At 59.3% G+C, this 20,923-nt stretch carries 17 protein-coding genes; 5 read left to right on the plus strand and 12 right to left on the minus strand.

What is annotated here, in order from left to right:
• Nucleotide 1 precedes the first annotated feature (1 nt).
• The 5 genes from HK20_RS11450 to HK20_RS11470 form a co-directional block, all read right to left on the minus strand.
• The gene (locus tag HK20_RS11450) at nt 2–1,372 is read right to left on the minus strand and encodes a peptidylprolyl isomerase (protein WP_086647175.1); all 1,371 of its coding nucleotides are present in this window, start codon (nt 1,370–1,372) and stop codon (nt 2–4) included.
• Nucleotides 1,373–1,453: 81 nt separating this feature from the next.
• Nucleotides 1,454–3,781 carry an LPS-assembly protein LptD gene (locus HK20_RS11455; protein ID WP_086647212.1) on the minus strand — a complete coding sequence of 776 codons (2,328 nt, stop codon included), beginning with the start codon at nt 3,779–3,781 and terminating at the stop codon, nt 1,454–1,456.
• 6 nt (nt 3,782–3,787) lie between these two features.
• A complete protein-coding gene (gene lptG, locus HK20_RS11460) occupies nt 3,788–4,900 on the minus strand; it encodes an LPS export ABC transporter permease LptG (RefSeq protein ID WP_086647176.1) in 1,113 nt (370 codons plus the stop codon).
• Between the two features lie 16 nt (nt 4,901–4,916).
• Nucleotides 4,917–6,065 carry an LPS export ABC transporter permease LptF gene (gene lptF / locus HK20_RS11465; RefSeq protein ID WP_086647177.1) on the minus strand — a complete coding sequence of 383 codons (1,149 nt, stop codon included), beginning with the start codon at nt 6,063–6,065 and terminating at the stop codon, nt 4,917–4,919.
• A 91-nt stretch (nt 6,066–6,156) separates the two neighbouring features.
• The gene (locus HK20_RS11470; protein WP_086647178.1) at nt 6,157–7,866 is read right to left on the minus strand and encodes a hypothetical protein; all 1,710 of its coding nucleotides are present in this window, start codon (nt 7,864–7,866) and stop codon (nt 6,157–6,159) included.
• A 492-nt stretch (nt 7,867–8,358) separates the two neighbouring features.
• Here HK20_RS11470 and HK20_RS11475 point away from each other — a divergent pair, with 492 nt between their 5' ends.
• The gene (locus HK20_RS11475) at nt 8,359–10,281 is read left to right on the plus strand and encodes an ABC transporter ATP-binding protein (RefSeq protein ID WP_233129193.1); all 1,923 of its coding nucleotides are present in this window, start codon (nt 8,359–8,361) and stop codon (nt 10,279–10,281) included.
• A complete protein-coding gene (locus HK20_RS11480; RefSeq protein ID WP_086647180.1) occupies nt 10,278–10,970 on the plus strand; it encodes a GntR family transcriptional regulator in 693 nt (230 codons plus the stop codon). Before HK20_RS11475 ends, HK20_RS11480 begins: the two co-directional genes overlap by 4 nt.
• 133 nt (nt 10,971–11,103) lie before the next feature.
• Here HK20_RS11480 and minE read toward each other — a convergent pair whose 3' ends face one another.
• From minE to minC, 3 genes are all read right to left on the minus strand, one after another.
• Nucleotides 11,104–11,388 (minus strand): cell division topological specificity factor MinE, encoded by a 285-nt coding sequence (gene minE, locus HK20_RS11485; RefSeq protein WP_086647181.1) that lies wholly within the window; start codon nt 11,386–11,388, stop codon nt 11,104–11,106.
• A complete protein-coding gene (minD, locus tag HK20_RS11490; RefSeq protein WP_086647182.1) occupies nt 11,385–12,200 on the minus strand; it encodes a septum site-determining protein MinD in 816 nt (271 codons plus the stop codon). Before minD ends, minE begins: the two co-directional genes overlap by 4 nt.
• Nucleotides 12,201–12,349: 149 nt before the next feature.
• Entirely contained in the window at nt 12,350–13,045 is a 696-nt protein-coding gene (minC, locus tag HK20_RS11495) for a septum site-determining protein MinC (protein ID WP_086647183.1), read from the minus strand.
• A gap of 185 nt (nt 13,046–13,230) precedes the next feature.
• Here minC and HK20_RS11500 point away from each other — a divergent pair, with 185 nt between their 5' ends.
• On the plus strand, nt 13,231–13,899 hold the full coding sequence (locus HK20_RS11500; protein ID WP_086647184.1) for a glutathione S-transferase family protein: 669 nt from the start codon (nt 13,231–13,233) through the stop codon (nt 13,897–13,899).
• Between the two features lie 28 nt (nt 13,900–13,927).
• Nucleotides 13,928–15,106 carry an NAD(P)/FAD-dependent oxidoreductase gene (locus HK20_RS11505; RefSeq protein ID WP_086647185.1) on the plus strand — a complete coding sequence of 393 codons (1,179 nt, stop codon included), beginning with the start codon at nt 13,928–13,930 and terminating at the stop codon, nt 15,104–15,106.
• Between the two features lie 44 nt (nt 15,107–15,150).
• Here HK20_RS11505 and rsmI read toward each other — a convergent pair whose 3' ends face one another.
• Nucleotides 15,151–16,116, minus strand: coding sequence for a 16S rRNA (cytidine(1402)-2'-O)-methyltransferase (rsmI, locus tag HK20_RS11510; RefSeq protein WP_086647186.1), 966 nt, complete (start codon nt 16,114–16,116; stop codon nt 15,151–15,153).
• Between rsmI and HK20_RS11515 the strand changes: the two genes are divergently transcribed.
• Nucleotides 16,104–17,561 carry a penicillin-binding protein activator gene (locus HK20_RS11515; protein ID WP_086647187.1) on the plus strand — a complete coding sequence of 486 codons (1,458 nt, stop codon included), beginning with the start codon at nt 16,104–16,106 and terminating at the stop codon, nt 17,559–17,561. The genes rsmI and HK20_RS11515 overlap by 13 nt on opposite strands.
• Before the next feature lie 71 nt (nt 17,562–17,632).
• Here the strand turns inward: HK20_RS11515 and HK20_RS11520 are convergent, their stop codons facing one another.
• The 3 genes from HK20_RS11520 to HK20_RS11530 all read right to left on the minus strand — a co-directional run bounded on the left by HK20_RS11520 (nt 17,633) and on the right by HK20_RS11530 (nt 20,903).
• Entirely contained in the window at nt 17,633–19,231 is a 1,599-nt protein-coding gene (locus HK20_RS11520) for a tetratricopeptide repeat protein (protein ID WP_086647213.1), read from the minus strand.
• 139 nt (nt 19,232–19,370) lie between these two features.
• Nucleotides 19,371–19,961 carry a CarD family transcriptional regulator gene (locus tag HK20_RS11525; protein ID WP_086647188.1) on the minus strand — a complete coding sequence of 197 codons (591 nt, stop codon included), beginning with the start codon at nt 19,959–19,961 and terminating at the stop codon, nt 19,371–19,373.
• Nucleotides 19,962–20,027: 66 nt separating this feature from the next.
• Nucleotides 20,028–20,903: a bestrophin family protein gene (locus tag HK20_RS11530; RefSeq protein WP_086647189.1), complete on the minus strand. Its 876-nt coding sequence runs from the start codon at nt 20,901–20,903 to the stop codon at nt 20,028–20,030.
• Nucleotides 20,904–20,923 lie beyond the last annotated feature (20 nt).

Consider the following 20,923-nt stretch of genomic DNA (forward strand, 5'->3'; position numbering starts at 1 on the left):
GTTACGCCCCTTTCAGTTTAACGTGCAGGTCGATCATGGCGCGGCGGTGCAGGTCGCTATCCAGCTGGCGTGCAGCCTGTTCCACGCGCTCGTTCATCAGCTGGTCAGCAATTTCGCTCGGGGAGCGGTTGGAAAAGTTCTTTTCCGTTTTGGAGCAGACCATCAGCAGATCAATCCCCTCGCGCGAGACCATGGGGCGCGAAACCTGACCAATGGGAAGTTCCGCCAGCACAGACTGCATTTGCGGGTTCAGGCGTTCCAGCGGCAGTTCACCGGGGTTGCTGGGGCGTTTTTCCCCTTCGCCCTTGTTGGCAGCTTCCATTTCCGTGCAGCTATGGGTTGTCTGGGCAATGTGCATGGCTTTCTGGAGAGCAGCTTCCTGCTGGGGGGTCACATGCTGTGGGTCGAGCGGTGTGTCAAACCCGACAAAAACCTGACGGACATCAACCATATGCCCCATTTCCTTGCCCACAACCCGCTTGCCGTTCAGTGTGACAATCAGGAACCCGCCGGGCACGGTAATGGGGTTGGAAACAGCGCCGATGCCCACAGGCATCCGGCGGACAATATCGACCACGCTGGGGTCCAGCTCATCCTCCTGCACCCAGCCCATGGAGCCACCGTCAAGCGCTGTCTGGCTCTGGGAGAACTGGGCTGCAACAATGGGGAAGGGCGCGCCTTTGTGCAGTTCGTCAATAACCGTATTGGTAAAGGCGAGTTCTTCCTCCGCATGGCGGGGGTCGTCCACCTTGACAAAAATTTCGCTGATTTCGTATTCCGTCCGGCCTTCTTCACGCTTTAGCGCGGCCTGTCGCTGGGCAATATCACCAGCGGATACGCGCGAGCGTGGCCCAAGCTCCTGCCGCAGGACCTGAATCCAGCCGATCTGGACGCGCAACTGGTCGATCAGCGTGGTCAGGGAGACACCATCCTTTGCAAGATGGTTGCGCAGGGTGCCTTCGGGCATGCCATTGCGTTTTTCAATATTGCCAATGGCGGCGGCAATCTGTTCAGGCGCAATATTGATGTGGCGGCTCAGGATTTCCTGTGTGCGCAGCTTTTCATCAATCATCTGGCGGATAATCTGCGGGCGCAGGCGGGCCATCAGGTCATCGGACACAGGCAGGCCGGTGGAAAGGGCAAACAGCTTGCCGCGGTTGTCCACGTCTCTCTTGGTGAGGGGAATGCTGTTGACGACCGCAACGATCATGTCATCCGGTTCGGGCTGTGCCTCGGCAGCAGGCGCCTGCGCGGATTTGGCGGCAGATGAGTGGTGGTGGGTGGCCGCTGCCGCATGGGGAGCCGCCGCACAGACCGGAAGAGCCAGCGCGGTAAGAGAACAACAAGCCAGTGTTAAGGAGCGCAGACGCATACGGAACGGTCTTTCAGCTTTCTGCCATATCAGAACGATCTGTTTGTGATACCGGAGATGGCACTATTTTTGAAGCGGTTCTTACTTGAGCCCGAAAGCCCCCAGGGTTTTAAGGCTTACCGTGACCAGATAGGTCGAGTTACGCTGCTGCCCACCAATGGTGGTGTATTGCTTCAGATACATGAAGTCGATAGCGAAGCAGTCATTATCATACCCAAGATCCCCGCCGAGAGAGACGAAGTTCTTGCGTGAGAGGCTGCGCCGCGAAAAGCCAGAAGCGTGCCAGTTCTGCCAGTCCACGGAGACCCCGCCACTGAGTTCGCTGGTCTGTGTCGTGTAAAGCTGGTTGGGGGAGTAGGCGCGGTAGTTGGTGGCAAAGTAGTAGTAGGGCGTTACGGGCTCGTAAATATAACCGCCACGAATGCGGAAGTGCGGCACACCTGCGCTGAAAAGCGCATCACCAAAGTTGATTTTGGTCTTGTGCGGGTCCAGACGCATGCGGGCCGTGAAGTCAAAATACTGGCTGGGAATAACGCGTGCGCGTGCCACCACATCCGACGCATGGTGATCCAGCCCGGAGTAGGGGATCATGTCATGTGTAATGTGCTGCTGAAAACTTTCGCCTGCCAGCAGGTCCACAATATGCCCGTCCCATGTCCAGTTGGCATGCACACCCACGTTGCCGCGTAGCCCGCCGTCCAGCCTGTCCGTGCCCTGATACCGGTTGAGGGCAAACAGCGTGCTATCGGTAAACTCGTAGCTCATGCTGTCTTCGTTGGGGATCATGTCGTTGCCGTTGTTGCCGGTATTGGGGGCGTAAATGCCCTGCACAATCGGCTCGATCAGCTGCGTGCCCCGGCCGTGCTCAAAAGTCCGCACAAACGGCCAGTTGGTTTTAAGGGCTATGGTTGGCAGAACCTGCCCGGTTACGGAGGTATGGGACGTATTATAATAGGTTGGCTGCTGGTACAGTTTGCGGGCGCGATAGACCATTGAATCCAGCCGCAGGGTCAGCAGGAACTGCTGGCCCATTTTGGTGTGGAACGGGCGGTTCCAGTTCAGCTGCAACTCGCCACGCTGGTCGGAAACCCCGTTATCACGCTTTACATTGAAGTCTGTTGTGTTGACGCTCAGACGCCCACCCAGCATGTCGGGCTGGCCGGTAAAGCTGTAGGTGTAGCGGGGCAGCACAAGAGGCAGGTCCCTGTTGTGAATGATCCCCTGGTTCAGCCCTTCATAGTACTGCCCGTCCAGCCGGTTGTAGGAGCCGGTGCCAAACCCTTCCAGGTAAGCGTTGGAGTTCAGGGTATCTGCCCCATAACCCTGCACACGGTAGTCACGCATGTAGTTGGCGGAGCTGGTGTAGTTGATGTTCGCACCCGCGCGCCAGTATTTGTTGATGGAGAAGTTGCCGCTGATGAACACATGGCCTTGCAAGCCATGGTTGCCGCCGCTTTTTTCCTGATGGCCGAAGTTGTTGGTGTACATCTCGGCTCTGTGCGTATCGTAGGCTACGCCTGCACGTACGCTCAACTGGCCAAAGTTCAGGCGGTTGCGGTAAAGTCCGCTTAGCTGCGGCCCCGTTTTGGTGGCAAACAACCCCTGTATGTTCATGTCTGACTGCTGGTTGATCACCCAGTAGTAGGGAATGGTAACATAGGTGCCCAGATAACGGTCATGCGGGGTAAGCCCGGGCATAAGAAAACCGCTGCGCCGCTTGGCCGAGGGGTCGGTCATGGAAAAATAGGGCAGGTAGACAACTGGTACGCCCAGAATATCCAGATAGGCATCACGGAAGTCTATTTTCTGGTGTTCAAGGTCCTGCGTCGCGTTAAAGGCGCGGAACTGCCAGAAGGGCGGGCGGGTTTTGTCTTTTTCACAGATTTCGCAGGCCGTGTATACGGCGCGGCTCATATCGTTGATCTTGCCGCCTGTGCGCCGCATGCCGTTAGCGGCCAGTTTGGCGTTATCTGGCATGGTGGAGTTCACATGCAGCATGATCCCGTCCTTCATGCCGCCTGTCAGCTCGGCATAATGGGCGTATATGACCGAGCCATTGGGCTGGATGGTGGCCACATTCCCGCGCGCGGCCATAAGGCCTGAATCCCGGTCGTACACGATCTTGTCCGCACGCAGGACGCGGTCGCCCTGCCATACCTGCACGTTGCCGGTCCAGGTTACGGTGTGTTCCACATCGTTGTAATCGACCTTGTCCGCCTGAAAGGTGGCCGGGTCGTTGGGGGATGTCCGCTGCTGGGAGTTGACGTGCATGGACCGGGGCTTGAACTGCGCAAAAGCCGCTTTGGGCTGGCTGATCACCAGACACGCGGCAACGCTGCCCAGCGCTGTTGCAGCACTCAGGGTGGAGCGGCGGCGCAGCAGAGCGCAGCAAAAGGGCCGGAGCGCCACGATCAATCAGCCATCCTCCAGATGAAGAAGTAGTGCAACAGCCAGACAAAGCCCGGCAAGGGTAGGTGCCCATGCAGCCAGAACGGGGGGAAGCGCTCCTGACTTTCCTAACTGCTCAGCGACTTTGGATATGGTGAAAAGCAGAAAACCCGCCGCAACACCAGACCCAACCATTTTGGCAACGCCCCCCCGCCGTGACGGACGCATGGAAAAACCGGCGGAAACCAGTGCCATGGTGCCAGCCAGTATAGGTAATGCCAGAAGAGACTGGAAATGAATACGGTGGCGTATGGATGAAAAACCTGAATGATCCAGCAAGGTTATAAAACCCGGCAGCGCCCAGACGGAAAGCGTGTCGGGCGAGGCAAAGCTTTCCTGCACCCGATCAAGGGTCAGGCTTGTGGGGAGGACGATGACGCCAACAGGCGTTAGAATGTTGTTGGGCCGGACCACAGATGCCTCGGTAAGCTCCCACCCTGCGTTTTTCAAAGCCCCTCTGGGGGATTCGATTCGCATGATCAGCTTGTCTTCATGGTCGAGCCGAAACACGCTGATATCGCGAATATGCAGTTGCCCCTGAGTTACCTGTACGTCCCCCGCATGCAGCATGGTTACGCCGTGCGGGTCGTATTGTGTGTCTGCCTGACGCAGCCACAGTGAACCGCCAGAAAGGCTGAGAGGCCCTCCGTCGGAGCGGAGGTACTGCTGGTCCAGATCCGCAGCGCGGCGGTACATGACGGAGGAAAGGGGGGAGATCACGCATGTGGCCGTAATGCCAAGCAGAATGGCGCAGGCCAGAGGTGCTGCCAGAAACTGCCAGACCGAAAGCCCCGCCGCACGCGCGACTATGAGCTCGGATGAGCGCGTCAGCCGCCAGAAACACACAATGCCGCCCAGCAGAATGCCAAACGGCAGAATTTCCATGGCAAAATAAGGTACGTGCAGCCCGGCAATTTCCGTCACGATGTTGGAGGAAACTTCAGGGCGGGAGGAAACCCGGCGGAACAGGTCAATCAGGTCAAACAGGCAGATAATACCCGTCAGGGCCGCAATCATGGTCAGCACGCACAGCAGGAACTGCCGCGCAATATAACGCGAGAGGGTGACGGCAACGATCATGCGTTCGGGCGTCCTCTCATGCCTGCTGGGGCTGGCGGCGGTTGGCTTTTATTTCCGGCATGAATAGCAGATAGGCACAGACCAGCCCGGGCAGCGTGGCAAAGAGCGGAATAAGGGGAATAAGCCGCATGTTGCGCCCGGCCAGATTTTGCAAAAGCATGGTTACGGCCAGCAACCCGACAACACACAGCACCGCTACAAGCGGGCGCGTTACGCTGCCATGGCGCGAGAACGCGCCCCGGAGCATGGCAAACATGCCGATCATGGCAAAGGAAAAACAGGTTAGCGGGGAGGTCAGGCGCCGCCAGCCTTCCACCTTGAACTTGCCCGTATCCCGTGCCGAAACAGCGCTGGGGTCGGGGGAGAGCAGCTCGGAGAGGGACATCTCGGCTGAATCACGCAGATGCTGGCTTGATGGGTGTGCGGTAGAAAAATCCATGGTGTCCTGTTTGAAAACCAGCATGTTCAACCGGCCGGTTTTGCGGTCGAGAACCTGACGGGACCCATCATAAAGCACAACGCGCGGCACGTCATTGACCATGACCATATTGCCGTGGCTGGCCAGAATTGTGGCATGGTTGTCGGGTTGCCGGTCATCTTCCACCAGAATACCCCACAAAACCCCGTTCTGGTCGCGCGAGCGGATATAGACGGTCATGGTGTTTGATACTTTTGTAAAAACACCATCCTGCAGCATAAAAGCCGCCATCTTGTTCCTGATCTGGAGCTCGTACTGGCGGAACGCATGGTAGGAGGAGGGGACAATCCACACGTTGAGTACAAACACGATCAGGGTGGAAAGTGCCGCGCAGATCAGCCCCGGCCGCGCCAGAGAGAAGGGGGAAAGCCCCGCAGCCTGCATGACCGTAAGCTCACGGTCGCTGGCCAGACGCTGGTAAACAAACAGGCTGACAATAAAGGTGGTAATGGGCATGACCACCGCCACAAAGGACGGCAGCAAAAGACTGGTCAGTTCTATGAACACACGCAGGGACAGGCCCCTGTCCACAACCAGCGACACAAAATGCAGGGACTGCATAAGCCAGATCAGTGCCGCCAGCCCGCCCGTAGTGGCTGCCAGCGCCACCAGCAACTGGCGCAGCACGTAGCGGTCCAGCGTTAAAAAATGGTGTTGGAGCCACAGAAGAAGGGAGCGGACAGTCATGCTCTCGGTTATCTACCTCCGTGGTGTCAGAGGCAACAGCCCGGGCTGTAATCGGTCTATAAAATAGAGACGGCAGAACCCCTTGACCGGACTAGAACATCAGCATGACACCGCCAGATGCGGTGTTGTCGCTCTCCTTGCTGCCCCCATGTGCGGAGGAGGACGTGTGCGAATATTCGCCAACCACGGTCAGCCAGTCGGTCATCTGGTAATAGGCGGCCCCGACCTCGGACTGGTTGCGGCGCACAAGCCCCGCGGAACCCGCCTGACTTTCCAGAGCCGTATTTTCCCCACCAGCCAGATACAGGTTGCTTACGCCATAACTGCCAACCAGACGGAATTTTTTGGTAATATGGTAGGCGCCCTGCACGTAATACCCTTCCGAGTCACGTTTGCGGCCACTGGCATCCACACCATCAAAGAACAGGCCGGTCGTGCCCAGCCCGCTGCCACGGTAGTAGTAGGCAACGCCTTCAAGCGGACCATAGGTGACCTTGGTGCCAATATCCCCCGCTTCCACCATCGCGCTGTGGTGCTGGTCGGAGCTGAGCAGGGGTGTTTTGCCATCTGCCTGCAGGCTGCTGAGCCCCTGCATGTGCTGGATCAGGAAGCTGGCCCAGATGTGGAACTGCACATCGGAGACGGAAAAATCATACACGGCGCGGCCCTGCACCATGGGGGAGGAATGCTGGGTGGACCCGGCCGAATACTGGCTGGCAGCGGAGGCCGCGGTGGGGTTTGTGGCATCGGCGTAGCCAAATTCATCCAGCGGCTGGAAGATACCCACTGACCCCTGAAAACCACCCAGCTTGGGGGAGGTATAGGAGATCTGGGGGATCCAGTCCGCGTACACATAACCCACGCCAATACGGCCCAGCGATGTATTGGCAGGGGAGGTATTGCTGCCTGTGGAACCAACACTGAGCAGGGTTGCATCGTTCATGATCGCATCGCTGGCGAACAGGGCCAGATCACGACCGATCTTGAAGGTCCCCATGTCCTTGTTGCCAAAGGTCATGTACACCTGACGAAGGTCGATGCCTGCGGTGCCCAGCCCAACGGGGCTACCGCCGGAGTTGGCGTTAAAGGCGGCAGGTTTGGCGTTGTCCAGCCCCGGATACATGCCCAGAACAGCGGAAATATCCATACCCTGCTGCACGGTGTTCATTTTGAGAATAAACCCGGCAGGCAGCAGCCCGTTCCTGACCGCGGAGGAATCAAAGCCCGAAGACCCGGAGGAAACACCACCGGCAACAGGGCGGCCACCCGCAGGGCTGTTATAGGTGTAAAAACCGTTCACAAAGCCTGAAAGGTTGATGTCTATGGGGCCGGCTTTAAAGGTCAGCCCCTTGCCCGGCACATATTTGGCAACACGTACAAAATTGCCGCTATCCAGCGCTTTGGCGGCTTCCTGTGCGGAGCGCGCGCTGGCTTCTGCCCGGGTGGCGGCATCTTCTGCTCGCAGGGATATGTCGTTTTCACCCGCGCCGGGGTCAAAGCGGATACCTGGCTCATAGCCCGATTGCGCACCACGGGCTGCATGCGCCATGGCCGTGCGCGTGCCGCCGGAAGCTACATGGGCCGGGCGTGCTGCACGGGGTTCAGCCGCAAGGGCGGCGTGGTGGACATGCTTGGCCAGAAGTGTGTCATATTCATGTCTGGTCAGGCTGCCCTTGGCACGCAGAACATCCAGCAGGTCTGCGTAGTCATCCGCGTAGGCAAGCGTGGGGAGCATATAAGGCACCCCGGCAACTGATGCAGCCATGACAGTAGCCAACAGTGCCTTTTTTCGCGATGCCATGAACTGTGTACTCCCTTGAATTCTCATGTTCTCTGTGGAAGCCAAGGCTTGCTGTCGTCAATATGTGGATAATGGGCGGCAAGGCTGCGCAGGCAGTGCGGTTGCCCCCCGTTTTTGGGCGTTCTGATATGCGCGCATTGGGTGGCGTGTGCCCCGGTTGTGTGTGGGGCCTGCTGGATGCTGCGTTATTTCAGTTAAAATAGTGTAATATTTTCAGGGATTTATATAATTTTTAGCATATGTGGGCCGGGAAAAATTCTGTTTGGAGATGAGCCAGTAGCGGATAGCCCGTGCCACAGAACAGGGTGGAAAAGTTGAAAAACAGGTGAAGGATGGTTGCCTCGGGTCGTGGCTCATCACGCAATGTTTATCGTTATAACAAGGGGTTCTGGCGCTTCCGGTTGGTTCGGAATCATAACGGGCATGGCGTGGGCCGCGTGTTGGTATGCGTTAAAACCTGTTTGGGATAAGCCGGAAAGACACGTAATGTGGATGCAATACCCGACTGCGGCAGGCAGGATGGGTGCTGTTCCGGTCTGGCTGTTGGGTCAGGCGTATTCTGCCAGGGAAGAAAACCAGAGCGTGTTGGTGGACGACAAAAACAACAAGACCGACGGGGCCAACCCCGTATCCGCCCATGTAACCGTACCCGATGAAGCCTTGCCCGCCTATGCCGGCCGGCCGGTACGCTTTTTGCTGCGCTACATGCGCGCAAGGCCAGTGGGGCATACACTGGTTTTTGGGGCCGTGGGTGGGGCCATAAGCTGCATTGTGCTCTCCTCCTACGGTATCCGCCATCTGGTGGACCTGATGACCAGCCACTCCGGCGCGGCTGCGGTTACGGGCGTATGGGCCGCCGTGGGGGTGCTGATCGGGCTGATCGTGGCGGACAACATATGCTGGCGTATTGCAGGCTGGTTTGCCGCCCGGACATTTGTGGCGGTTACGGGGGATATACGGCAGGACCTGTTCCGGTTTTTAACGGGCCACTCTCCAGCTTATTTTGCTGATCGTATGCCCGCATCCCTTGCCGCGCGTATTGCAACGGCGGGGAATGTCAGCTTCACCATTGAGAATATGCTGGCATGGAACGTGCTCCCGCCCAGCCTGAATGTGCTGCTCTCTGTGGTGCTCATGCTCTCGGTCAGCCTGACCATGGGTGGGGCGACTGTTCTGCTGGCTGGCGGTTTGTGCCTGATCATGTTCCGTTTAGCACTCAAGGGGCGCAGGCTGCATGGGCATTACGCGGTGGCCGCCGCCGGGCTGGAGGGCGAGACACTGGATGTTATGGGCAATATTGCCCTTGTCCGTGCCTTTGGTATGCGCAACCGCGAACGCCAGCGCTTTAATGCCCTGACCGAGCGGGAAATGGGCGAGCGGCTCAAATCCCTGCGCTATATGGAACAGCTCCGTATGATTCATGCGGGCATGACCGCAGTGCTCACGACGGGCCTGCTGGTCTGGGCCGTGCTGCTGTGGCAGTGGCAACAGGCCAGTGTGGGGCAGGTGGTTATGGTGATCACGCTGGGTTTTGCCATTCTGCACGGCACGCGCGATCTGGCTCTGGCACTGGTGGAAACCATTCAGCACAATGCGCGCCTGTCCGAGGTGCTGTCCTCCCTGCTGGTACCGCATGACATGCCCGACCCGCAGGTTGCCGCCGACCTGCCCAGCCCCGTGCGGGGTGATGTCCGCTTTGGCGATGTAACCTTTGCCTACCCCGGAGGGGAGCCGGTTCTGGCGCATTTTAACCTGCACATTGCCGCAGGGAGCCGTGTGGGGCTGGTGGGGCGTTCAGGCTCGGGCAAAAGTACGGTGCTGGCCCTGTTGCAGCGCATGCGCTTTGTGCAGTCCGGCTCCATACTGATCGACGGGCAGGACATCCGTGAACTGACAGATGACGCCCTGCGGGCCTGCCTGTCTGTTGTACCGCAGGATGTCTCGCTTCTGCATCGCAGCGTGATGGAAAACATCCGCTACGGCCGGCCCGATGCGAGTGACGAGGCGGTGCGCGCCGCTGCTGCTGCTGCCGGATGCGCCACGTTTATTGATGCCCTGTCCGAAGGGTTTGAGACAATTGTGGGGGATCGAGGGGTCAAGCTCTCGGGCGGGCAGCGCCAGCGCATTGCCATTGCACGGGCTTTTTTGCGCAATGCTCCTATTCTGATCCTGGACGAAGCAACCAGCGCGCTGGATACGGAAAGCGAGGAGCACGTCCAGCGCGCACTGGACCGGCTTATGGTGGGGCGCACGGTTATTGCCGTGGCGCATCGCTTGTCCACCCTGCGAAACTTTGACAGAATCGTTGTTATGCAGGATGGCAGAATTGCAGAGGACGGCTCTCCTGCGCAACTTGAGCAGCAGAATGGTCTCTACAGTCAGTTTCTGAACAGGCAAATGGCACATGCGCAATGACATTTAACACCATCACCATTCCAGCGCAGGGTGAGAGCAGGCCCGAAGGGCGGGGCGCTCTGGCGGCGTATGCCTACCAGCAGATCCGTGACCAGTTGATTTATTGCCGGTATCAGGGTGGGGAGCGGCTGGTGCTGCGCCCACTGGCTGCATCGCTGGGCTTAAGCCCAACCCCTGTGCGTGAGGCATTGCTGCGCCTTGTATCCGAGCAGGCACTGGTGCTGGATGAGCGCAATACGGCGTGTGTCCCGCTGACTTCCCGCCCTGTTTTTCTGGATATTCATGGGGTGCGCGAAGTGCTGGAAGAGCGCGTAACCCGCGATCTGGCCGCCCATATCACGCCCGAGCAGATTGCCGTGCTTGAAGAAAAGCACGCGGCGTTTATTGCCGCGTATGAGGCGGGTGAGCCGCATGCAACGGCCATAACCAATGTGTATTTCCATAGCACCGGGGCTGGTTTTTCAAGGCTGTCGGTTACTGTGGGGCTGATCCGGGGGCTATGGACCCGCATGGGACCAATTTATGCCGCCGCCAATGGCCTGCCTACCATAAGCCCTGCCAACCCCGACCACCCACACCTGCAACTGCTTCAGGCCTTCCGGGCGGGGGATGCGGATGCTGCGGTAAAAGCCCTTAAGCGGGACTTCATGCAGGCTAAGGAATGGCTGGAGCCTCTTCTGCCCGGCTAAGGCGCTTTTATGGCCTATGTATGAAAAACGCCCTGTTCGCACCATACCAGAGATATGGCGCGAGCAGGGCGTTTGCGTACTGGCAGCATAACAGACCGCTTGGGCCTGCTATGCTGGGGCATAATAGGTGCTGTCAGTCTTTTTTGGCGTTTTCGGCCCTGTCGGTCAGGCCGGGAACTTCCACATCAATTTCCAGCACCGAACATTGCGCGCCACGGTCCATTTTAATCTGAACCTTGTCCTGATCGACCGCGACATGCCGCTTGATCACTTCCATGATCTCACGGTGCAGTTTGGCAAGCAGGTCATCCTTGCCATCACCAACAGCAATACGTTCGTGCGCCAGCAAAATCTGTAGCCGATCGCGCGCAACCGGCGCCGAGGAGCGGCGCTTGAAAATGCTGGAGAGGAATGTCATGCGACTCTCCGTTTGAACAGCCAGTCAAACAGGCCCTTGCGTTCTGTGGGAATGGTGACTTCCACCTTCTCTCCCATCAGGCGGCGAGCGGCTTCGGTATAAGCGCGGGCTGGCGCGCTATCCGGTTCTGCAATGGTTACGGGCGCACCCACGTTGGATGCCTTGAGCACATCTGCGCTTTCGGGGATAATGCCCAGCAGCGGGATGGACAGAATTTCCAGCACATCGTCCGTGCCCAGCATGTCGCCACGGGCGGCACGCTGCGGGTCGTAGCGGGTGATCAGGAGGAACTTCTCCATTTTCTCACCGGCTTTGGCTTTTTCCGTTGTGCTGTCCAGCATGCCGATAATGCGGTCACTGTCACGCACGGAGGAGACTTCGGGGTTGGTCACGATCACGGCCATGTCGGCGTGGTGCATGGCCATTTGTGCGCCGCGCTCAATCCCTGCGGGGCTGTCACAGATCACCCAGTCAAACTTTTTGCTCAGGTCGGCAATAACCTTGGCCACACCTTCTGGCGTCAGGGCGTCCTTGTCGCGCGTCTGGGACGCGGGGAGGAGGGAGAGCGTATCAACCCGCTTGTCCTTGATCAGGGCCTGAGCAAGGTTGGCGTCCCCCTGAATAACGTTGATCAGGTCAAACACCACGCGGCGTTCGGCCCCCATGACAAGGTCGAGGTTACGCAGACCAACGTCAAAATCCACCAGAACCACGCTCTGGCCAGCCTTGGCCAATGCTGCCCCAAGAGCTGCGGTGGTGGTGGTCTTGCCGACACCCCCTTTGCCTGACGTGACGACCAGAACCTTTGCCATCAGTCTTCCTCTTCCTTATGCAAGCCAGTAAAGGCGCGCGCTTTATGCCACGGCCCAATCTGGGTGAGACATTACAATCTGTGCGCGAAAATGAAACGTATAATGTGACATTAATACGGCTTTTGTAGCATGTTTTATTCAAACCCGCATCAGGGTAGGGGTTTGAATACCAGAGTTTCCCCCGCAAGCATGACCTGTGTGGGTTTGCCGGTGCATTTTGCGTCCATTTCTTCCGCCGTGGCGTAGAATCCGTCTATGGCAACAAGCTCGGCGGCAAGGTTGCGGGTAAAAATCCGAGAGTCCGCATTGCCGCCAATGCCAGCAATGGCGCGGCCCCGCAGTGCGCCATAAATATGCACGGACCCACCAGCCGTGACTTCCGCCCCCGAGGACACGGCCCCCAGAATAACCACATCTCCATCAGGCCAGATAATGTGCTGGCCGGAGCGCACGCTTTCTTCCACCACAAGGGTAGGGGCCAGTGTTGGGGTTTTTTCCCCTTCCGGGATGCTGACCGGGCCGGAGGCGCGCCCACCCATCGGGCTTTCCGGCCATGCCCAGTCGGCTACGGCAGGCCAGGACCTGTCTCCCCCTTCTATGCCCAGCACGCGTATGCCGCGTTCTTGCAGGGCGGGTAGGAGGTGGGGCAAGTCGGGTGTGTCTGCCTGCATGAGGCTGAGGTCCAGAATAACAGGCTTGCCCGCAAAAAAGCCCACTGCGCGCTGGATCTGGTGGTCCAGTGCGGCCAGCCAGTCCACCAGCGGTGTTTCCGGTGTGAGGGTCAGGGCCAGAAAGGAGCGCCCAGACATACGGATGCGGGAGGAATTGGAATGTGTGCCGGACAACGAACAGATGCTCTCTCAAAAACAGGAACGCCAGTTAGCGTGTAGAATAACAGGGTTGTATTGCAACAGAGAAGTTTGTGTTGCGGGTTAGTTTTTGCCGCACAAAAGGAATATGTGGAAATTGATGGGCTTTGCCCGGTTTTCCCTCTGGCGTGGCTGCATGCAATGGCATAAAGCACTAGGGTATGCGTACCCTGTTCCATTTCCCCCTTTCTCCAGCCAGCCGCACGGTGCGCCTTGTGCTGGGTGAAAAACGCCTGCCGTTTGAAGCCATTGTTGAACGCCCGTGGGAAAAACGCCCCGAATTTCTGGCGCTCAGCCCCGCGGGTGATGTGCCCGTTCTGGTGGAAGATAACGGATTGATCGTACCCGATGTGTACGTGATCAGCGAATATCTGGAAGAGGCGTATGCCGATATTCCTCTGCTGGGCCGCACACTGGCCGAGCGGGTGGAAGTGCGCCGTGTTGTCGCGTGGTTTGAAACGCTGTTCGCCCGTGAAGTCTCAGGCCGGTTTATTGATGAACGGGTGATGAAGCGCCTGAGCGGGCGCGGCAACCCCGATGGCGGTGCCCTGCGTGAGGCCTATGCCTCCATGCGTCCGCTCATGAAATACGTGAACGACCTGGCCGAAAACAGGAGCTGGCTGGGGGGGCACTTTTTATCCCTTGCCGATTTTACGGCGGCTGCACACCTGTCCTGCCTCGATTTTATTGGCGACATAGACTGGGCCAAGGTGCCCGCCGTGCGTGACTGGTACGCCAAAATGAAGTCCCGCCCGTGCTTTCGCCCACTGCTGAACGACCGGGTTTCCGGCATTACGCCGCCTGATTACTATACCAATCTGGATTTCTGATATTTTGACACAAAAAAACGTAACGCCGATGTTTGATGTTCTTGTCATCGGTGGGGGAGCGGCCGGGTTAATGGCCGCCCTGACGGCAGGCCAGCATGGCCGCAGCGTAGCAGTGCTGGAGCATGGGCCGGAAGTGGGGCGGAAAATCCTTATTTCTGGTGGTGGGCGGTGTAACTTTACCAACCAGACCATGCGGGCCGACCGGTTTTTGTCTGCTAACCCGCATTTTGTAAAATCGGCCATCAGCCGGTATCAGCCCAGCCATTTTCTGGACCTGCTGGCCAAACATCGCATTGCCTGGCACGAGAAAAAACTCGGCCAGCTTTTTTGCGATAATTCCGCACATGATATTGTGCAGATGCTCCTCAACGAGTGTGCCGCAGCCCGTGTGCGGATCCTGACTGATGTGCGGGTTTATGATGTCAGCAAATCCGATGTGTTCCGGGTCCAGACCTCCCGGGGGGATATGACCGCCCGTTCCGTGGTGCTGGCAACGGGTGGGCTGTCCATTCCCAAACTGGGGGCCAGCCGCTTTGCGTATGAAATGGCGCGGCAGTTTGGCCTTGCGGTTATTCAGCCCGAACCCGCTCTTGTTCCGCTGACCTTTGGTGGGGAGAGCGAGGAATGGGTGCGCTCACTGGCCGGGCTTTCGCTCCCCGTGCGGGTCACATGTGGCAAAACCACGTTTGAGGAAGCCCTGCTGTTCACGCATCGAGGCATGTCTGGCCCGGCCTTGTTGCAGATTTCCTCCTACTGGTCTGCGGGGCAGCCCCTGTTTGTGGACTTTCTGCCGGGGCAGGATATTGCCGCCCTGCTCATGAAGCTGAAAAAGGAAGGCTCCAAAGCCAGGGGCGCCGGGGCACTGGCACGCTGGCTGCCGCAACGTCTGGCCCACGCCATGGTGGAACTGGGCGCGCCCGAGCGTACACTGGCGGAATGGGCCGACCGGGACATCCGGCTTATGGCGCAGCGGGTCCACAGCATGGAGCTTAAACCGCAGGGGACGGAAGGCTTTGCCAAGGCCGAGGTCACGCGCGGAGGGGTAGATACCAAAGCCCTGTCTTCTCGCACCATGGAGGCGCAATCCGTGCCGGGGCTGTATGTGGTGGGCGAAGCCGTGGACGTAACGGGCTGGCTGGGGGGCTACAACTTCCATTGGGCATGGGCCAGCGGCCATGCCGCAGGCGAGGTTGCGGGCGCGCTCTAGCCTGCCGCGGCACCCCGGCCCGCAAGGGAGCCGGGGTGTTTTTTTTATGCTTCTTTTGCTTCTGCCGCCAGTTCCAGCGCGCGCGCATAGACCGTGCGTTTGGGCAGGCCCGCTGCTGCGGCTGCCAGTGCTGCGGCATCCTTGACCGAATGCGTGCCCAGCAGGGCGCGTAATGTGGTGTCCAGATCATCAGCGGAAGTTTCAACTTCCGGGGCCGGGCCGAGCAGTACGGTAATTTCGCCCCGTGGTGGGGTCTGGGCATAAAACGTGGCCAGCTCTTCTGCCGTGCCGCGCTTGACCTCCTCAAACCGTTTGGTCAACTCCCGCGCTACGGCACAGGGGCGGTCGGGGCCGAATACGCTGGCCATGTCTGCCAGTGTTTCCGCCAGACGGTGGGGGGCTTCATGCCAGATCAGTGTTGCACTCAGCCCGGCGCGTTCGGCTGCGTGCAGCCGGGCGAATGTTTCTTTCCGCGCGGCGGAGCGGGGGGGCGGAAAGCCCACAAACATATACGGGTGGGGCGGCAGGCCGGACAGGACAAGGGCCGTCAGTGCCGCGTTGGGGCCGGGGACAACGGTTACGGGAATATCGGCATCAATGGCGGCGCGCGTCAGCCTGAAACCGGGGTCCGAGAGCAGGGGCATGCCTGCGTCGGATACAAGGGCAATCTGCGCCCCTTCGCTTAAGCGGCGGATCAGGTTGGGTACGCGCTGGCGCTCATTATGTTCATGCAGGGCTTCTGTCCGGACAGAAATCCCCCGATCCGCCAGCAGGCGGGCTGTCATGCGGGTATCTTCACACAAAACCAGATCGGCCCGGGCCAGTGCCTCCGCCCCTCTGGGGCTGAAATCCCCCAGATTGCCAATAGGGGTCGCAACCAGCACAAGCCCACCTGAAAAACGCGCATGACTTGGCGCATGTCCTTCGGTATGCAAAGGTTCGATCCCATTGGAAGACGGTGCCTCGGACGGGGTGTTGGTAGAGGATGATCTGGATGATGACGCGTGCATACTCGCTCCTGTCAGGGCTTTCCCGTCAAGGTCTGGCGGCAAACCGGGCATTGTGCAAGACCGGAGTGGCTGCCCTTGGCGTAACAGGGCTGATCCTTGCCGGATGTGCCGACCAGTCCGGAACATCGGGTATGGGTGCGGTGAGCGCGCCAGCCACGCAGGCCACCAGCCACAAGGTTGGGGTGCTGCTGCCGTTGAGTGGCAACAATGCAGCCCTTGGGCACGAACTGCTTGCCGGTGTGCAACTCGCCCTTGGGGGGGAAGGACTGCCCCCCGATATGCAGATGGATGTGCATGATACGGCAGCCATAGGGGGCGCTGCTTCGGCCACGTCCGCCGCCTTGCAGGCCGGGGATGGTATTCTGCTTGGCCCGCTGACCAGTGGAGACACCGCAGTAGCGGCCCCCGCAGCACAGGCGGCAGGTATTCCCGTGCTGGCCTTTACCAGCGACATTACGCAGGGGCGGCCCGGTGTGTGGGTTATGGGCATTACCCCCGAGGAGCAGGTGCAGCAGCTTGTTGCGCAGGCCAAGCGGGACGGGCGGCAGCATTTTGCGGCCCTGCTGCCCGATAATGCTCTGGGCCACGCTATGGGGAATGGTCTTGTCAGCGCCTGCCGTGATCAGGGTCTGGCAGCACCCACCATAGCCTACCATAACGGCACGGCAGACGGGATTACCCAGACGCTGCGCCAGCTATCGGGCTATGATGCGCGCGTTGCCGCAGTCAAGCAGGCCATGCCTTCAAACCCCGTACCCGGTGCCACCACAACAAGCGGTAACCCCAGTGAAGTATCCGGCCTGACCGAACTGCCAAAGGTTGCGCAGTTGCCTGCCAGTCTGGCAGCAGCCCTTGGGCAGGACCCCAACCAGCCTGCGGCCCCCATTGCCCAGCCGGGGCAGGCACCCAATGGTGCGGCAACCCTTGTAGCCCCGGCAGCCCCGCAGGTTACACTGGGCGCTCCGCCGTTTGATGCCCTGTTGCTGGCCGATATTGGGCTGGGGCTGAAAAACGTGCTGGATGCGCTGGTTGTTACGCAGGTTAATATGCCTGATGTCCGCATTATGGGGCCGGGGTTGTGGGCATCTTTTGCCTCCAAGCTCGGGGCGATCAAGGGGGCGTGGTATGCGGCACCTGACCCCACCTCCCGTCAGGCTTTTGTCACGCGCTTCATGGCGCGTAATCACCACATGCCCAAGCCACTGGCTGATATGTCTTACGATGCGGCAACCGCAGCGCTGACCGTGGCCCGCAGCGGCGTGCCCGGCTACCCCGCTGAATCCCTGACGCGTCCGGGTGGTTTTGCCGGGGTGGATGGCACGTTTACCCTGCTGCCGGATGGGCGCGTACGCCGCGCACTTGGGGTGTTTGAGGTTATCGGGAACGGGAGCGACGCCCGTATGATTTCAACCCCGGTGCAGGCACGGACCGGAACATCCGGCTAAACCGTTCCAGCCAGAACAGACAAAAAAAGGCGGCCCGGCATATGTGCGGGCCGCCTTTTTTATTGGATGGCTCAACGCCGCTGTGCGGCCATGTCTGCCAGCGCCTGCGCAACGCGTACCATAACATTATCCCACTGGCGGGGTGTGGTCTGGCGGATAATGCGCAGGGTTGGGTACCATGGGGTATCTTCTCGCCCATGCAGCCAGCGCCAGCAGTTATCGTAACGGTCCATCAGCAGGACGGGTTTGCCCAGCGCCCCGGCTAGATGAACAACAGAGGTATCGACCGTTACCACCACGTCCAGCCCCATGATCAGGGCTGCCGTGTTATCCAGAGTGTGCAGGCTGTCCGTCGGGTCGTAGAGCATCATACCTTCTGGTGGGTCCATCATCTGTTCAGCGTAAGGGCCTTTTTGCAGGCTGATCAGATTAATGCCCGGGATGGCCCCTAATGGAGCAAGGGTGTGCAGGCTCATGGAGCGCTTGCGGTCAATCATATGGGCAAAGTGGGAGGTCGGGCGTGGCGCACCTCCCCAGACCAGCCCTACATTCAGTTTGCCATTCATGGGCAAAAGCGGGGCCAGTGCAGCAACCTTGTGGCTGTTGGCCCGGATATACGGCACGGGGGCACCCCATGGCTGCGATGTTGCGGCAAAAACCCGCGGCAGGCTGATAAAGGGGCAATGCCAGTCATAGGCCGGGGTCGTGCCGCCAACCTGCACTGTGTGTACCCCCGGCATGTTGCGGCACAGGTCCGCCAGTGCTTCTGGCACCCACAGGTGGGTTATGGCGCCACGTTCGGCCAGTGGGCGAACATAGCGCGCAAACATGAGCGTATCCCCCAGCCCTTCCTCATGCGTGATCAGGATACGCTGGCCGCTCAGGTCGGTGTTGGGGCCAAGGGTTGGCAAAAGGCGTTCCATGGGCAGGCTGGTGTGCCCGGGGAGCTGGAAGCGCCATTCATGCTCGCGCCAGCCCTGAGCGTACTGGCCAGCCTTGAGCAAGGCAACGGAGTGGTTGACCCTGATCCGGGCATCCTGCGGGCGCAGGGCCAGTGCTTGGGCAAAATAGCCAAAAGACTGCTCCATCTGCCCCTGTGCTGCCAGAACGGAGGCAATATTGGCCAGAGTGGGTACATCTTTGGGGGTATGGGGCAGGCATGCCGTGAGGCATTGCAGGGCGGTGTCCAGCGCCCCGCTTTCGGTATACGCCATGGAGAGCAGGTTATGGGCAAGCATATCCTGCGGGTGCTTGGAGGTTGCTTCTGTTAGCGTGGTTATGGCGGCTTCGAACTGGCCTGTCTGGACCAGCAGATCGCCCAGAGCCGTGTGTATGCGTGTGTCTGCCGGAGCAAGCCGGGTTGCCGCGCGGCATACGGCAATGGCGGCAGGGCGCTGGTCCAGAGCAGCCATGGTCTCGCTCAGATCCTGCAAGGGGTGCTGGCTGCTGGGGTTGCGCAAGCCAATGTCCGCCAGAATCTGGGCGGCTGCATGGCTGTCTCCCTCCCCACACAGGCAGAAGGCGTGCAGGATCAGGGCCTGTTCGTTCTGTTGCGCCACAAGGGGGGCCAGCAGGGCACGGGGCTGGCTGAACTGGCCAGCCTGAATGGCCTGCATGGCGTGGCGCAGTGTTGTAAGTTCCGTGCCGGGTGTTGTGGAGGGCGGGCGCATGGTTGTGTTCCGCATGGTTATGGGGCGGGCTGTAAAAACACACGGTTTCTGGCGGGGTATAAAAAACCCGGCAGGGCTGTGTGCCATGCCGGGTCAGGGTAAACTGGACCAGAAGAAAAACGCGCTTTGGCCAAAAAGCTCAGGCGGCTTTCATGACCGCGGTCAGCTCTTCCAGAACCGCGTTGGGTTCTTTCTTTTCCAGCACGGCAACTTCCGCCACAAAACGCTCCTGTGCGGCTTCGAACAGTTTGCGTTCGCTAAAGCTGCCATCCAGACTATCCACGTTGCGGCGCAGGTCACGCAGAACTTCGGCAATCTGTACCAGATCACCGGAGTTGATTTTTTCCTGATACGCAACAGCCCGGCGGGCCCACATGCCTTTGCTGACATGCGGCTTGCCTTTGATGATGGACATGGCTTTGTCCACAATCTCGCGCGAGACAATCTTGCGCAGGCCAGACTTGCGGGCCTTGGAAAGCGGGATACGCAAGGTCATCTGGTTGCCGGGGAAGGAAATCTGGATCACTTCCAGCTTTGTCCCGGCAATTTCGTCAATCCCGATCCGGTCTACACGCCCGACGCCGTGAGCGGCATAGACAATGGAATCCCCTTCCTGAAAAGGGTCTTCGTCTTTCACCTTGGTTTTGGCCTGGGCCGCAGTGGTGGCGGCAGCGGTGCGTGCCATTGCATCTGTCACGCCGCCTTTTGGAGGTGTTCTAAACGTGTTCATGGTCAAGACCTGTAGCATAAAATGCGCTGTTTGTCTGCAATATAAAGAATAGGGGCGGCAATGCTCTTATTGCTGGACGCCGTTTTGTGTCTGCAGGGGTGGTGCGGTCTGGTCACCCGTGGGCTGGACCACATCAATTTCAATATTACGGGCCATGGTTGCCATGGGCAGTGCGTGCGGAGTGCCCGAAAAAGGGTTTTGCAGGTCGTCTGCACTCTTGTCCAGAATAAGGAATAGGCACCCCACAAGCGATGACCCAAGGGGGGTAATCCATTCCAGCGTCTGCACCATGGAAAGGGGCAGAACAATACAGAAAATATTGACCAGCGCGCGCGGCAGGGCGGAAAACTGCATGGGCAGGGGGGTGTTGCGAATACGCTCCAGCCCGCCCTGTGCGTTGGCAATGTCGGACAGGATGCGGTCAATCTGGCCATGAACGGCGCCATCTATGCCCTTGCGGGTGACTTCCTCCGTCACGCCCAGACCAATCTGGTAGAGAATGGCGTTGGGTTTGTTGCGGTATGGCTCAATGGCTTTGAGCATGTGGGGGGGCAGCAGGCGCTCCACATCCGCGCTGGCATCAACCGGGCCAAGCGCCATGCGCAGGGCGTGGGGGTAGGCGGCAATGGCGTACATCAGGTCATGCCGGTCGCCCAGCAATGTGCCGGCCTGCCGGCCAAAGGAGCGGCAGTTATTGGTAATGGCGCCCCATAATGTGCGCCCCTCCCACCACCGCGCATACGCACTGTTGGAGCGAAAGCCCATGAACAGCGCCAGTGCCGAACCAATAAGGGAGACGGGCAGGCTGGGCTGTTCCATCCATTCCTGATGGAAAATCTGAAAAAGAATGACAACAACCAGATCCCACGCAGCCATAAGCAGGATGACCATAAGGATTTCCCGCGTGATAATGCGTAAGCCGACCTTCTGGTCAACGATCATTCAAAAATCTCCGGTTTCTG

Origin of the sequence: Acetobacter sp. DsW_54 (assembly GCF_002153575.1) — a bacterium.
Taxonomy (GTDB): domain Bacteria; phylum Pseudomonadota; class Alphaproteobacteria; order Acetobacterales; family Acetobacteraceae; genus Acetobacter; species Acetobacter fabarum.